Genomic DNA, 14,138 nt, shown 5'->3' on the forward strand with positions numbered 1-14,138 from the left:
GGCATCGGCCCGGCGGACCCGCCCGCGCGCGTCGGCCGCCGCGCTTGCACCGCTACGCGGCTGAGTCTCAGGCCACTGGCGCTGCCTCCGGTTCGGGCTCGGGTTCCTTCGCTCTGCGGCCCATGCCGATCAGGCACAGCACGGCGGGCACGAGCACGGCTCCCCCCGCCAGGAGCGCGGCCCGCAGGGTGAACGCGGTGCCGATCGCGCCGATCACGGGGCCGCCGATGATCTGGCCGCCGCTGTCGAACATGTCCCTCGCCGAGAGCGCGGTGGCGCGCACCTTCGGTTCGACCCGGACGACCAGCCAGCCGTTGACGAGCGGCTCGTACAGCGGCCGGGCGACCGAGACGAGGAGCATGAACACGATCGCGACCCAGAAGTCCCGGGCGAGGCTGAACCCGACGACGCCCGCGAGCGCCACGGCGGTGAACAGCACGAGCATCCCGATGATCGCGCCGGATCCGAGCCGCGCGGTGCGCCGGGCGGCCCATTCGGTGACGCCGATGCCGCCCAGCGAGATCACGACCGCGATGAGGCTGAACCACATCGCCGGTTCGAGGTCGAACAGCGTCGGGAACCCGATGTCCTCCAAGAGGAACGCGCCCGAGAGCCGGTCGTAGCTCTCGCTCCACAGTCCGAACGCGAAGGTCATCCCCAGCAGCAGCGCCAAGCCGGGCACGACCCGGGCCGCGCGCCGCGAGGCCCGGACCTGTGCGGCCGCTTCGGCGCGGGCCTGCCGGAGTACCGTGCGGGCCTTGCCGTCGCCCGCCGGGCGCTCGAAATGCCGCTCGGGCATGACGAACGCGAGCGCGGCGGTGCCGAGCGCCATGAGCGCGCCGCTGACGAGCATCGGGAGGCCGAGCGCGACGCTGCCGAGCGCGCCGCTGAGAAGGCTGCCGGTGATACCGCCGATGAAGCCGAACTGCGTGGCCCGCAAGTAGACCGGGGTCATCTCGGATTCCTGCGTCTCGTCGGCGACCCAGGACTCCTGCGCGCCGCTCATGAGCGCCGCGCCGAGCGCGAGCAGCACCTGCGCCGCCAGGTGCACCCAGAACTCGGCCGAGAGCCCCTGCCAGACCAGGCCGCCCGCGTAGACCCCGTAACCGGCCACCACGCACGCGCGGCGGCTCACCAGGTCCGCGAGGAACCCGGTCGGGAGCTGGAGCACGAGGTAGGCGACCTCGAGGACCGTGCCGATCATCAGCAGCTCGAACGGGTTCATCCCGCCCGCCTCCACCCGGTACACGACCGAGGTAGTGAACCCCGTGGCGACAAGGAAGGACAGGCCCACCCGCATCGCGAGGTACAGCCGGTACGGGTTCACGCGCGAGCGGTCCAAGAGGGGCATAGGCGCTAACGATGCGGGCACTCGCCGATCGGCGTCAATCGATTTACCCGGGACGGACGCCGGGGGCCGAAGGCGCGCTCGCCTTCGACCCCCGGTGCTCCCTCAAGAGGCAGGTCCGTCAATCGGCCCTGACGCCCGCTTCCTCAGCGCCCGTTGTCTGGCGGGTGCGGACCCGCCGCAGCAGCGGCACGACGATCACGGTCACCACCAGGATCGCCACGAGCGTCGCGGAGACGGGCTGCTGCACGAACTCGGTCACGTCGCCGCCGAAGATCCGCATCGAGCGGCGGAACGAGGCCTCAAGGAGCGAGCCGAGCACGAACGCGAGCACGAACGGCCCCGGCTCGAACCCGAGCTTGCGCATGCCGTACCCGAGCAGGCCCAGGCCGATCACGAGCAGCATGTCGAAGGCGTTGTTGCGGATCGAGTAGGTGCCGATCATCGTGATCACCACGGTGATCGGCGCGAGGATGCCCGGGCGCACCTTCAGCATCCGCACGAACAGCCCGATGAGCGGGATGCTCAGCACCAGCAGCAGGATGTTGCCCAGGTACATCGAATTCACGACGCCCCAGAACACGTCCGGATGGTCGGTCATGAGCCCCGGCCCCGGCGTGATGCCCTGCAGCATGAGCGCGCCGAACAGCACCGCCATGGTCGCGTTCGCCGGGATGCCCAGTGTCAGCAGCGGAATGAACGACGAGGTCGCCGCCGCGTTGTTCGCCGACTCCGGCCCGGCGACGCCTTCGACGGCGCCCTTGCCGAACCGGGACGGGTCCTTCGCGGTGCGCTTCTCGACCGCGTACGCCACGAGCGAGGCCATGGTCGCGCCGCCGCCGGGCAGGATGCCGAGCACGAAGCCCGTCACCGAGCCGCGCAGGATCGCCAGCCGCGACTGGAGCCAGTGCAGGCGGCCGGGGATCGCCCGCCCGAAGGAAGGCACCGGCTTGTCCGGCCGGTTCCGGTGCTCGAGGTTGTAGAGGATCTCGCCGACACCGAAGAGCCCCATGGCGACGATGGTGAAGTCGATGCCGTCGGCGAGCTGGTCGGTGCCGAACGTGAACCGCGGCGTGCCCAGGATCGGGTCGAGCCCCACGATCGCGAGCAGCAGGCCCGCGGCCGCCGCGGCGGCGCTCTTGATGATCGACCCGTTCCCGAGCGTGCCGACCAGGAAGATCCCGATCAGCGCCAGGACCGTGTACTCGGCCGGGCCGAACGCCAGCGCGACGCCGGCGAGGGCCGGGGCGATGAACGTCAGCAGGATGATCGACGCGGTCCCGCCGATGAAGGAGGCGATCGCGGCGATCCCCAGGGCGGGGCCGGCCTCGCCGCGCCGGGCGAGCGCGTGGCCGTCCAAGGCCGTGACCACTGTGGAGGCCTCGCCGGGGAGGCGCAGCAGCACGGAGGTGATGGTGCCGCCGTACTGCGCGCCGTAGAAGATCCCGGCGAGCATGATCACGGCCGCCGTCGGTTCCAGGTTGTAGGTGATGGGCAGCAGGATCGCGATCGTCGCGGCCGGGCCGAGGCCCGGCAGCACGCCGATCAGCATCCCCACGGTGACGCCGAGCAGGCAGAACAGGATGTTCTGCCACTCGAACGCCACCGTGAACCCGGTGAGCACGGGAGAGAAGTCCACGTTCGGTACTCCAGTGGGGACGGACTAGAAGGCGATGATGTGCGGCAGCGGCACGTTGAGCCCGATGATGAACAGGACATAGGCGGCCGCGGTGACGGCGACCGCGAGCACCGTGCTCATGAGCCACGACTCGCGGCTCAGGAACCGCAGCCACGCGAACAGCAGGAGCACCGTCGGAACCTCGAATCCCACGACCTCGTACAGGGAGGCGTACACCGCCAGGCCGCCCGCGGCGGCGAGCACCGCGACCGTGCCGCGCGTGAACGCCTCGGTGTCCCGGCGGGTCTTGGCGGTCACGGCGATGATCCCGATGCCGGAGGCGACGAGGAGCCCGGCCACGATCAGCGGCCAGAGCCCCGGCCCCGGCTCGGTGAGGCTGCCGATGTCGAGCCCGAAGCTCAGCCAGGCCGCGACGGCGCCGAGCGCCACGGGGATCACGCCCGCGACGACCGACTGGACGCGTCCGCCCGCACGCGGGCCTTCATCGACCTCGGTGTCCTGGACCGTCTCCGGTCCGGCGGCGGTGTCGTCGGCCGCTTCGGCCTCCACCGCTGCGGCTTCGGCCGTCTCGCCCTCGGCTTTCTTGACCTTCGCCATGACCGCCTCGCTCATTCCGCGGTGCCGAGCGCGACCCCGGACTCGTCGAGCTGCGCCTTGAACTGCTCGGTGGCCTCGGCGAGGTGGATCTCCGCCTCCATGCCGTCGACCTCCCAGCGCTCCATGTAGTTGTCCTGGAGGAACTGGCCGTACTCGCCGCCTTCGCGGGCCTCCTCGAACGCGAGGGTCAGCACGCCGACGACGTCGTCGGGGGTGTCGGCGGGGACGACGATGAACCGGCGCTGGTCGACGAGGATGTTGTGACCCACCTCGAGTGCGGTCGGCACGTCGTTGAGGTAGACGCTGCGCTCCTCGGAGAACACGCACAGCGGCCGCATGTCGCCGGCCTCGATGTGCGGCATGGTCTCCGCGAGCGAGAGCGACGCCGCGTCGATGTCCTGGCCGAGCAGGGCGGTGACGGTGGGGCCGCCGCCGTCGAACGGGACGTCGGTGGCCTCGACGCCGGCGAGGCCGAACAGCAGGCCGGCCGAGAGCTGCGAGCCGGTGCCCACGCCCGTGGTGCCGTAGTTGACCTTGTCGGCCGCGAGCAGGTCGTCAAGGGTCTGATAGGGCGAGTCGCCGTGCACGACGAGCACGTAGCCCTCGTTCGTCAGCGTGGTGATGATGCGCAGCTGGTCGATGGTGACCGCGTCGGGGTCGTCGACCACGAGCGGGCCGATGGCGAAGAGCGACTTGACGGCCAGGGATATCGTGTAGCCGTCCGCCTTGCCCGCCAACAGTTCCTTGAGTCCGACGGCGCCGTTGGCGCCGGGCTTGTTGGTCACCGGGAGCGACTGGCCCAGGGGCTCTTCGGCGGCCTTGGCGACGGCGCGGGAGATGAGGTCGCCGGACCCGCCGGCGTCGAAGGGGACCCAGAAGTCGACCGCGCGGGTCGGGAAGGACGCGCTGGCCTCATCGGCGCCGCCCTGCACCTGGCACGCCGCGAGGGCGGCGAGCGAGGGCACCGCGGCGAGACCGGCGAGCAGTCCGCGTCGGGGGAGGGGGTGTTGCATTGTCTGCTCCTCTAAGTGATCGAATAGCCACGAATTCAGCCCAGTGAAGGGCGTTTCGGGTTGAAGTTCCATCCGGGGACAAGGTATTGCATAGCGGTCGCGTCATCGCGCGCGCCCAGGCCATATCGCGAATACAGCTCATGCGCTGCGTCTACTTGCGCCATATCGATTTCCACGCCGAGACCGGGCGCGGCGGGCACTTCGATCCGCCCGTTCTCGATGCGGGGCGGGGCGACCGTGAGGCGCTGGCCGTCCTGCCAGATCCAGTGCGTGTCGATGGCCGTGATCTCGCCGGGCGCGGCGGCGGCGACGTGGGTGAACATCGCCAGGGACACGTCGAAGTGGTTGTTGGAGTGGGAGCCCCAGGTGAGGCCGAAGGCCTCGCAGGCCTGCGCGACGCGCACCGACCCGGCCATGGTCCAGAAGTGCGGGTCGGCCAAAGGGATGTCGACGGCGTCGGAGCGCACCGCGTGCGCGAACTCCCGCCAGTCGCAGGCGATCATGTTCGTGGCGGTGCGCATCCCGGTGGCGCGCTTGAACTCCGCCAAGACCTCGCGCCCGGAGTAGCCGTTCTCGGCCCCGCACGGGTCCTCGGCGTACGCCAGCACCCCGTCCAGGCCCCGGCACACTTCGACGGCCTCCCGCAGCGACCAGGCCCCGTTGGGGTCCAAGGTGATCCGGGCGTCGGGGAACCGCTCGGCCAGCGCGGTGACGGCCTTGGCCTCCTCCGCGGCGGGCAGCACGCCGCCCTTGAGTTTGAAGTCCCGGAACCCGTACCGCGCCTCGGCCGCCTCCGCCAGGGCCACCACCGCTTCGGGCGTCAGCGCCTCCTCGTCGCGCAGCCGCAGCCACGCGTCGTCCTCAGTGGATCCGTCGCGGTAGTCGAGGTCGGTGCGGCCCCGGTCGCCGATGTAGAACAGGTAGCCCAGGACCGGCACGCTGGTGCGCTGGCGGCCGTCGCCGAGGAGTTCGGCCACGGGCACGCCGAGGTGCTTGCCGAGGAGGTCGAGCAGGGCCGCTTCGAGGGCGGTCCGGACGTGGACGGTGACCCTTTGATCGAAGGTCTGGCGTCCACGCCCGGCCGCGTCCCGGTCCGCGAAGCGGTGTCGCACCGCCTCGAGGACCGCCCGGTACGCGCCGATCGACGACCCCAGTACGAGATCGGCGGCGTCCCGGAGGGTCTGGGCGATGGCCTCGCCGCCGGGCACCTCGCCCACGCCGGTGTTCCCGGCTTCGTCGGTGAGGATCACGAGGTTCCGCGTGAAGTACGGCGCGTGCGCGCCGGAGAGGTTGAGCAGCATGGAGTCCCGCCCGGCCACGGGCACGACCCGCATCGCGGTCACGGTGGGGGTGGTCGCCTGTTCCGCTGCGGCAGCGGCCGGTTCGAGTCCGGTCATGACGCGGACTTCTCGATCAGGGCCTTGAGCGCGGCGAGCTCGTCGTCGCGGAGGTCGGTCAGCGGCGGGCGCACGGGCCCGGCGGCGCGGCCCACGGCCGTCATGCCCGCCTTGACGATCGACACCGCGTAGCCTTTGCCGGCGTTGCGGATGTCGAGGTACGGCAGCACGAACTCGCGCAGGCGGCGGTACACCTCGGCGCGGTCCCCGGCGCGCACGGCGTCGTAGAACGCGAGCGCGAACTCGGGGACGAAGTTGAAGATCGCCGAGGAGTAGGTCGTGACGCCCAACTGCAGGTAGGGGAGGGCGAAGGTCTCGGCGGTGGGGAGGCCGCCGATGTAGAGCAGCCGCTCGCCGAGGGTGGCGTACAGGCGGGTCATGAACTCGATGTCGCCCACGCCGTCCTTGAAGCCCACGAAGTTCGGGCACTCGTCCGCGAGGCGTTCGACGGCGCCGACGCTGTACTCGGCGTTGGCCCGGTGGTAGACGATGACGCCCAGTGAGGTCGCCTCGCACACGGCTTTCACATGCGCCACGAGGCCGTCCTGGCCGGCCTCGGTGAGGTACGGCGGGAACAGGAGCACCGCGTCGGCCCCGGCGGCCTCGGCGTCCTTCGCGAACGCGACCGCCTGGGCCGTGCCCTGCCCGGCCGGGGCGATGATCGGGACGGCGCCGGCCGACTCCTCGACGGCGACGCGCACGACGCGGCCGACCTCGTCCGGTGCCAGCGAGAAGAACTCGCCCGTGCCGCCCGCCGCGAACAGGCCCGCCGCCGGGAAGGACGCCAAGTGCCCCAAGTGGTCCCGGTACCCGGCCTCGTCGAACGACAGGTCGTCCTTGAAGTGGGTGACGGGGAAGGACAGCAGCCCCTCGCCCAGCGCGCGCTGGATTGCTGCGGGGGTGTATCGCGACATATGCGGCAGTCTCCTGTTCAGTGAATTCCGGTGCGTACCGTAACCCCCACGGCTCATACCTGTCTAACACTCATTCGACATCAGCTGATACCTTCAGGGCATGGCCACAGGCGATGTGGGATACACCCTCGACCAGCTGCGCGGCTTCGTGGCCGTCGCCGAAGAAGGCCATTTCGGCAGGGCCGCAACGCGACTGCGCATGACACAGCCGCCCCTGAGCCGCCAGATCCAGCGCCTCGAGCGCGCCGTCGGCTTCGACCTGTTCCTGCGCACCCAGCGCGGCGCCGAACCGACCCCCGCACGAAGGCGGCCTCGTCTGAACGGCGGCGTCCGGCCCCATCCGCGCGGGGCCGGACGCCCCCTCACGCGGTGAACGCCGCGGTCCCGCTACGGCCGCACCTGGACCCGCGGCTTCGCAGACTACGCCCGCGCCGTCGCGTCCGGGCGCGACCGAGAGGCCCGGACCTTGCGCGCGCGGCTCGCGGCGCTGCCCGCCGACCCGCGTATGCCCTAACTCTCAACCGCGCGCAAAACCCCAGCGCCGCAACACTTTTCACCGCTGCGCCCCGACCGGACAGGTCGGGTCCGGTTCGTGCGCGCCCTCTTTGGTTGACACGCGTCGGCCCGCCCGTGCTATGGTTCATTAGTCAAGTAATGAACCTCTGAACCAACCAACCTTTCCCACTAGACGAAGGAGGCGAGATGTTCGATGACGGCACACCGATCTATCGGCAGATCGCCGATCAGATCAAGGCCGAGATCATGAACGGCTCGCTCGAACCGGGAGGCAAGGTCATGTCGACCAACCAGTACGCCGCCTTCTACAAGATCAACCCCGCCACCGCGCAGAAGGCGTTCCGGGAGCTCGTTGACGAAGGCGTCCTCTACAAGCAGCGCGGCGTCGGCATGTTCGTCGCCGAAGACGCCCGCGAACGGCTCGCCGCCGACTTCCGCGAGCGGTTCTTCGAACGAGTCCTCGCCCCGCTCGTCCAAGAGGCCCGCCAGGCCGGCATCGCGATCACCGACATCATCGACTACCTCGAAGCACAGGAAGGCGCCCGCAAATGAGCTTCACCGCATCCCTCCGCGACGTCACATTGAAATACAAGGACACCGACGCGCTCGCGGACGTCAACCTCGAACTCGAGGCCGGCAAGATCTACGGCCTCCTCGGCCGCAACGGCGCCGGCAAGACCAGCCTGCTCAGCCTCCTGGCCGCCTTCCGCAAGCCCACCAGCGGCGAGATCCTCATCGACGGCGAACCGGTGTGGGAGAACGCCGGGATCGTCTCCCGCGTCGCCCTCATCCGCGAAGGCGGCGACTTCGACGACTCCGACACCGTCAAGGCCGCCATCGACACCGGCCAGATCCGACCCGGCTTCGACACCGAGTACGCCCTCAAGCTCGCCGAGCGGTTCGAGCTGCCGCTCAAGAAGAAGGTCCGCGAGCTCTCCCGCGGCAAGCGCTCCGCCCTCGCCGCCGTGTGCGGCCTCGCCGCCCGCGCTGAGCTCACCATGTTCGACGAGGTCCACCTCGGCATGGACGCCCCCACCCGGGACGCGTTCTACAAAGAGCTCCTCGCCGAGTACATGGACCGGCCCCACACCGTCATCCTCTCCACCCACCTCATCGACGAGGTCGCCAACTACCTCGAAGAGGTCATCATCGTCGACCGGGGGCGCATCCTCCGCCACGAGGAACTCGAGGTCTTCCAGGGCATGGGCGCCACCCTCACCGGCCCGGCCGCTGCGGTCGACGCCGTCGCCGCGGGCCTCGAAGTCCTCGCCGAGCAGCAGCTCGGCGGCACCAAGGCCGCCACCGTCGCCGCCCTCGACCCGGGGATGCGCGAGCGCGCCGCCGCGGCCGGGCTCGAGATCGGCCCCGTCGGCCTCCAGGACCTCTTCATCCACCTCACCGAGCCCACCCGCAAGGGAGCCTGACCATGCCCGCCCTCCAGCACCTGACGCTTCCCAACCGCCGCTTCGCGCTCGGCGCCGGCTTCGCCGTCGAGGCCGTCAAGTACTTCAAGTACTGGATCCTCGCGGCCGTCGTCATCGCCTTCCTCGGGCCGCTCGCGCTCTCCCTGTACCGCGACATCGACCTCTCGACCTGGTACTACACGGCGAACATCGCCAAGTGGTTCACCTCGTTCGTCGCAGGCGGCTTCCTGTTCACCCTGGTGCCCAACATGATCGCCGCGGGCATGACCCGCCGCGAGCTCAGCGTCGCCATGGGCGTCTTCGGAATCCTGTGGTCGGCCGCGCTCGGCGCGCTCGTCTTCGCCGGGATCCTCGCCGAACGCGCCTACTACGACGCGATGGGCTGGGGCCAGGGCATCGACGCCGAAGGCTCGATCAGCGCCATCGGCACCTGGGGCGAGACCGCCGCCTTCGCCGCGGTCTACCCGCTCATGTACCTGGCGTACTTCGCGGCCGGGGCCGCCATCGGCGCCGCCGCCTACCGCTGGGAGAACAGCGGCTGGCTGCTCCTCGTCCCGATCCTCCCGGTCGTCTTCAGCCTCGACAACGCCGTCTACGACACCGAGCCGTTCGGCCCGGCCTGGGCGGGCGTCCTCGGCCGGTTCATGGAGGACTGGGGCCGCGGAGTCGTCCTCACCGCGGTCGTGATCGTCGCCGTCGGCCTCGCCGTCGCCACCCGCCAGATCCTCCTCGACATCCCGCTGCGCAGCAAGAAGGCCTGACATGACCACCGCACTCGCCAAACGCCGCTACCGCCTCGGCTGGCGCCTTTTCAAAGGCACCGTCCTCTGGGCCCGCCTGTGGCTGCTCGCCGGCGCCGCGCTCACCCTCATCGCCTCGGCCGTCTTCGCCACGGCAATCGAGACCGGCATGTGGCCGGTCGCCGCCTCAGTGCTCCAGTGGTTCGCAGCGGTCGCCGCCAGCGGCCTGCTCTACGCGCGGCTGCCGGTGTGGATCTCCCAGGGCTGGACCCGCCGCGAGATCACGGTCGGCTTCGCCGTCTTCGGCATCCTGGCCTCCGTCGCCCTCGCCGCCTTCGTCACCGCCGGGTTCGCCGCCGAGCACGCCATCCTCGCCCTCATCGACCAGGCCCCCGGCACCTGGGGCGACGCCCTCGCCTCCGGCGCCCGCTACCTCGCCGTCACGCCCATCTACTTCTTCAGCGGCGCCCTCATCGGGGTCTTGGCGGCGCGCTTCAGCGGCGCGGCCTGGTTCACCGCCGCCGCTCTCGTCGGCGCCGCACTGCTGTACACCGTCGTCCTCTCCCTGGAGTTCGGCGTCGTCTGGTTCGAGCGCGCGCTCCCTCCCGCCGCCTGGACCGCGACCGCCCTCGCGCTCATCGCCGCCCTGCTCGCGGCATACGCCTCGACCCTGCGCACGCTTCCGATCCGAGCAAAGGCCTGACCATGAACGCCGTTCTCACCCAACGCAAGTACCGACTCGCCGCCCGACTCGCCACCGACACGGCCCGCACCTTCGGCCTCTACACCGCCATCGCCTTCGGCGTCCTCCTCGCCGCCTCCGCGATCTGGCGCGAGGCCACCGGCGACTACCAGGAGTTCGCCAACTGGGTGATCATCTCGGTCCCCCTCATCAGCGTCGTCATCGCCTGGGCACACCTCGCCAAGTCCTACCCGCTGGCGATCGCCGCCGGACTGACCCGCAAGGAGTTCCTGGCCGCCTACGCCCTGTTCGGCCTGGCGACCGTCCTCGCCACGGCCGTGCTCACCCAGCTCGGCCTCGCCGTCCTCGACCTCGTCGACACCTTCCGCGGGGTCGAGCACCACATGGGCTTCTACGGTCAGACCCCGCTCGAGTCGGTCGTCCGGCCCGCCCTCTACTTCGCCTGCGGCTCCGCCGCGGCCGCCGCCAAGCTCCGCTTCGACCGCACCTGGATCAGCGCCCCGCTCGCCGCGGTCGTCATCGCCGGCGTCGCCTACCGGACGGTCGCCTACTTCGCCCTGCTGAACCTCACCGGCATGGAGAACAGCAGCACCGACGACACCGTCTTCGAATACCCGAACGTCGACCTCTCAGCCGTCATCCCCTACCTCGACGCCGTCCTCGCGGCCGTGTTCACCCTCATCGCCTGGGCGCTCCTCGCCCGCGCCCCGATGCGGCCGAAGACGAACTGAACCATGGGACTCCTCAACGCCGCGGTGCCCTTCCCCGTGGTCGTCCTGCTCATGTGCGCCACCGCCGCCCTCGTCGCCACGCTCATGCTCGCCGCCGACCGCGCCGCCGCGATCCGCCCCGCCGCCGGCCCCGGCGAGCGCCGGCGCCCCCGGCCCGCACCACACCCGCCGCCGACCCCTCACGGAGAGCCCTCGGAGGGTGGGACACTGGTGGACGGCCAGTACACGCATCGGAAGGTCAGCACATTGTCGATCCAGCCCATCCGCATCTTCGGCGACCCGGTCCTGCGCACCGCGGCCGAGGAAGTCGACACCTTCGACAAGGAACTGCGGGGCCTCGTGAAGGACCTGCTCGACACCATGCGCGACGAAGGCGGCGCCGGGCTCGCCGCGCCGCAGCTCGGCGTCAGCAAGCGCGTGTTCTCCTTCGACGTCGACGACGTCATCGGCCACATCGTCAACCCCGTGCTCGAGTTCCCCGACGAAGAGGAGCAGGACGGCCCCGAAGGCTGCCTCTCCCTCCCCGGGCTCTACTTCGACACCGTCCGCCGCCAGAACGTCGTCGCCAAGGGCTTCAACGAATACGGCGACCCCCTCCAGATCGTCGGCACCGGCCTCATGGCCCGCTGCCTCCAGCACGAGACCGACCACCTCGACGGCATCATCTTCATCGACCGCCTCGACACCGAGCGCCGCAAGGCCGCGATGGCCGAGATCCAGTCCCAGGACTGGTACAACGAAGACGTCAAAGTCAAAGTCACCCCCCACGACGCCAAGGGTGTGTTCTTCAAGCGATGAGGATCGTCTTCGCCGGGACCCCGGAGGTCGCACTGCCGACCCTCCAGGCCCTCCACGACTCCGACCACGAACTGGCGGCGGTCCTGACCCGCCCCGACGCGCGCACCGGCCGCGGCCGCAAGGTCTCCCGTTCGCCGGTCGCCGCCTGGGCCGACGAGCACGGCATCGAAGTGCTCACCCCCGCCAAGCCGCGCGAGCCCGAATTCCTCGACCGCCTGCGTGAACTCGACGCCGACATCGTCCCCGTCGTCGCCTACGGCGCGCTCGTGCCGCCCGCCGCGCTCGCCATCCCGCGCCTCGGCTGGATCAACCTCCACTTCTCGCTCCTGCCCGCCTGGCGCGGCGCCGCCCCCGTGCAGCACGCCGTGCTCAACGGCGACGCCATGACCGGCGCCTGCGTCTTCCAACTCGAAGAAGGCCTCGACACCGGCCCCGTCTACGGCCGCCTCACCGAACCGGTCGAACCCGGCGACACCGCCGGCGACCTCCTCGCCCGCCTCGCCGTCGCCGGAGCCCGACTCACCGTCGACGTCGTCAACGCGCTCGAAGCCGGCACGATCTACGGCGAACCCCAGCCCGAGGACGGCGTCTCCTACGCCCCCAAGATCACCGTCGAAGACGCCCGCGTCCGCTGGAGCGACCCCGCCTTCGCCGTCGACCGCCGCATCCGCGCCGTCACCCCCGCCCCCGGCGCCTGGACCGAATTCGACGGCCAGCGCCTGCGCCTCGGCCCCGTCCGCCCCGACCCCGACGGCCCGCGCCTCGCCCCCGGCCAGATCGCCCTCGCCAAGCACCACGTCCATGTCGGCACCGCCACCGACCCGGTCCTCCTCGGCCAGGTCCAGCCCGCCGGGAAGAAGCCCATGGATGCCGCCGCATGGGGCCGCGGCCTCCAGACCGAGAGTCCGGTGTTCGCATGAGCGACAACAGAAGGAACCGCCGCCGTGAGCCGGAGCGCGACCGCCCGAAGGTGAACCCGCGCCGCGTCGCGTTCGACGCGATCAGCGCCGTCACCGCCGACAACGCCTACGCCAACCTCGTCCTGCCGCGCATGCTCGCCGAGACCGACAACACCGGCCGCGACGCCGCGCTCGCCACCGAGCTCACCTACGGCACGCTCCGCAGCCTCGGCACCCTCGAAGCGATCCTCGCCGCCGCCTCCGGCCGCGACGTGCGCCAGCTCCAGCAGGACCTCGTCGACGCCCTCTGCCTGGGCGCCTACCAGCTGCTGTACATGCGCGTCCCGCCGCACGCGGCCGTCGCCACCACGGTCAGCCTCGTCAAGGCCGCCGTCTCGCCGCGCGTCTCCGGGCTCGCGAACGCCGTGCTGCGCAAGGTCGCCGCGAAGGACCTCGAGGAGTGGACGGCCGAGCTCGCCACCGGCGACCGCCTCCACGACCTGTCCCTGCGGCACGCCCACCCCGAGTGGATCGCCGCCGAGTTCGAGGCCGTCGTCGGCCCCGAGGAGCTGCCGCCCGCGCTGGCGGCCGACAACGTCGCGCCCCCGGTGCACCTGTGCGCCAAGCCGGGCCGGATCACCAAGGGCGACCTCTCGCGCGAGACGCGCGGCGGCGAGCACGGCCAGTGGTCGCCGTACGCGGTGTACCTGCCCAGCGGCGATCCCGGCCGCGTCAGGGCGGTCGCCACGGGTCTGGCGCATGTGCAGGACGAGGGCAGCCAGCTGGTCGCTGCGCAGCTCGCCGAGACCGCGCTCGAAGGCCCCGACAAGACCTGGATCGACCTGTGCGCCGGTCCCGGCGGCAAGACCGGTCTCCTCGGCGCTATTGCGGCCCAACGTGAAGCGACTGTGGACGCGGTGGAGATCCAGCCGCACCGAGCCGAGCTCGTCGCCAAGGCCGCGCGCGGCCTGCCCGTCACCGTCCACATCGGCGACGGCCGCAGCTTCGGGAAGGCGGGCTCCGCCGACCGGGTGCTCGTGGACGCTCCGTGCTCGGGGCTCGGCGCGCTGCGCCGCCGCCCGGAGGCCCGTTGGCGCAAGCAGCGCAGCGACATCGACGACCTGGTGCCGCTGCAGCGCGAACTGCTCGCCTCGGGGCTGCGCCTGGCGCGGCCGGGCGGGATCGTCGCGTACGTGACCTGCTCGCCGGTGACCGCGGAGACCTCCGAAGTGGTCGAGTCGGTGCTCGCGGCCGGGGGAGCGGAGCTCGTGCGCCCCGACTGGCTCCTCAAGCGGGTCCCCGGTTCGGAGCGGGGCGACTTCGCGCAGCTGTGGCCGCACCGCCACGGTACCGACGCGATGTTCCTTGCGCTGCTTCGCAAGACCGGCAACCGGTAACACTCCAGCTCGAGGGCCTCCT

14 protein-coding genes and 1 pseudogene are annotated in these 14,138 nt (G+C 71.1%); 9 read left to right on the forward strand and 6 right to left on the reverse strand.

The genetic code is table 11. From position 1 onward, the window contains the following. Positions 1 to 67: 67 nt before the first annotated feature. The 6 genes from AB0K52_RS12060 to kdgD form a co-directional block, all read right to left on the reverse strand. Entirely contained in the window at positions 68 to 1,351 is a 1,284-nt protein-coding gene (locus AB0K52_RS12060; protein WP_363530067.1) for an MFS transporter, read from the reverse strand. Positions 1,352 to 1,469: 118 nt separating this feature from the next. Next, a complete protein-coding gene (locus AB0K52_RS12065; RefSeq protein ID WP_363530070.1) occupies positions 1,470 to 2,987 on the reverse strand; it encodes a tripartite tricarboxylate transporter permease in 1,518 nt (505 codons plus the stop codon). Between the two features lie 24 nt (positions 2,988 to 3,011). Further along, the gene (locus AB0K52_RS12070) at positions 3,012 to 3,584 is read right to left on the reverse strand and encodes a tripartite tricarboxylate transporter TctB family protein (protein ID WP_363530073.1); all 573 of its coding nucleotides are present in this window, start codon (positions 3,582 to 3,584) and stop codon (positions 3,012 to 3,014) included. Positions 3,585 to 3,595: 11 nt separating this feature from the next. Continuing rightward, a complete protein-coding gene (locus AB0K52_RS12075; protein WP_363530076.1) occupies positions 3,596 to 4,597 on the reverse strand; it encodes a tripartite tricarboxylate transporter substrate binding protein in 1,002 nt (333 codons plus the stop codon). Positions 4,598 to 4,632: 35 nt separating this feature from the next. Beyond that, the gene (locus tag AB0K52_RS12080) at positions 4,633 to 5,994 is read right to left on the reverse strand and encodes an enolase C-terminal domain-like protein (RefSeq protein ID WP_363530079.1); all 1,362 of its coding nucleotides are present in this window, start codon (positions 5,992 to 5,994) and stop codon (positions 4,633 to 4,635) included. Continuing rightward, the gene (gene kdgD / locus AB0K52_RS12085; RefSeq protein ID WP_363530081.1) at positions 5,991 to 6,908 is read right to left on the reverse strand and encodes a 5-dehydro-4-deoxyglucarate dehydratase; all 918 of its coding nucleotides are present in this window, start codon (positions 6,906 to 6,908) and stop codon (positions 5,991 to 5,993) included. Before kdgD ends, AB0K52_RS12080 begins: the two co-directional genes overlap by 4 nt. Positions 6,909 to 7,008: 100 nt before the next feature. Between kdgD and AB0K52_RS12090 the strand changes: the two are divergent. From AB0K52_RS12090 to AB0K52_RS12130, 9 genes and pseudogenes are all read left to right on the forward strand, one after another. Beyond that, positions 7,009 to 7,209 (forward strand): annotated as a pseudogene (locus AB0K52_RS12090) (LysR family transcriptional regulator); the annotation flags it as partial. Positions 7,210 to 7,610: 401 nt separating this feature from the next. After that, on the forward strand, positions 7,611 to 7,976 hold the full coding sequence (locus tag AB0K52_RS12095; protein ID WP_363530084.1) for a GntR family transcriptional regulator: 366 nt from the start codon (positions 7,611 to 7,613) through the stop codon (positions 7,974 to 7,976). Continuing rightward, positions 7,973 to 8,848 (forward strand): ABC transporter ATP-binding protein, encoded by an 876-nt coding sequence (locus AB0K52_RS12100; RefSeq protein WP_363530086.1) that lies wholly within the window; start codon positions 7,973 to 7,975, stop codon positions 8,846 to 8,848. Before AB0K52_RS12095 ends, AB0K52_RS12100 begins: the two co-directional genes overlap by 4 nt. A gap of 2 nt (positions 8,849 to 8,850) precedes the next feature. Further along, on the forward strand, positions 8,851 to 9,609 hold the full coding sequence (locus AB0K52_RS12105; protein ID WP_363530089.1) for a hypothetical protein: 759 nt from the start codon (positions 8,851 to 8,853) through the stop codon (positions 9,607 to 9,609). A 1-nt stretch (position 9,610) separates the two neighbouring features. Continuing rightward, positions 9,611 to 10,291, forward strand: coding sequence for a hypothetical protein (locus tag AB0K52_RS12110; RefSeq protein WP_363530092.1), 681 nt, complete (start codon positions 9,611 to 9,613; stop codon positions 10,289 to 10,291). Positions 10,292 to 10,293: 2 nt separating this feature from the next. Further along, on the forward strand, positions 10,294 to 11,022 hold the full coding sequence (locus tag AB0K52_RS12115) for a hypothetical protein (RefSeq protein ID WP_363530095.1): 729 nt from the start codon (positions 10,294 to 10,296) through the stop codon (positions 11,020 to 11,022). A gap of 246 nt (positions 11,023 to 11,268) precedes the next feature. After that, positions 11,269 to 11,820 carry a peptide deformylase gene (def, locus tag AB0K52_RS12120; RefSeq protein ID WP_208496182.1) on the forward strand — a complete coding sequence of 184 codons (552 nt, stop codon included), beginning with the start codon at positions 11,269 to 11,271 and terminating at the stop codon, positions 11,818 to 11,820. Beyond that, a complete protein-coding gene (gene fmt, locus AB0K52_RS12125; RefSeq protein WP_363530098.1) occupies positions 11,817 to 12,740 on the forward strand; it encodes a methionyl-tRNA formyltransferase in 924 nt (307 codons plus the stop codon). Before def ends, fmt begins: the two co-directional genes overlap by 4 nt. Then, positions 12,737 to 14,116: a transcription antitermination factor NusB gene (locus tag AB0K52_RS12130; protein WP_363530101.1), complete on the forward strand. Its 1,380-nt coding sequence runs from the start codon at positions 12,737 to 12,739 to the stop codon at positions 14,114 to 14,116. The genes fmt and AB0K52_RS12130 overlap by 4 nt, the downstream gene beginning before the upstream one ends. Positions 14,117 to 14,138: the final 22 nt, after the last annotated feature.

This window comes from Glycomyces sp. NPDC049804, assembly GCF_040674615.1.
GTDB lineage: Bacteria > Actinomycetota > Actinomycetes > Mycobacteriales > Micromonosporaceae > Glycomyces > Glycomyces niveus.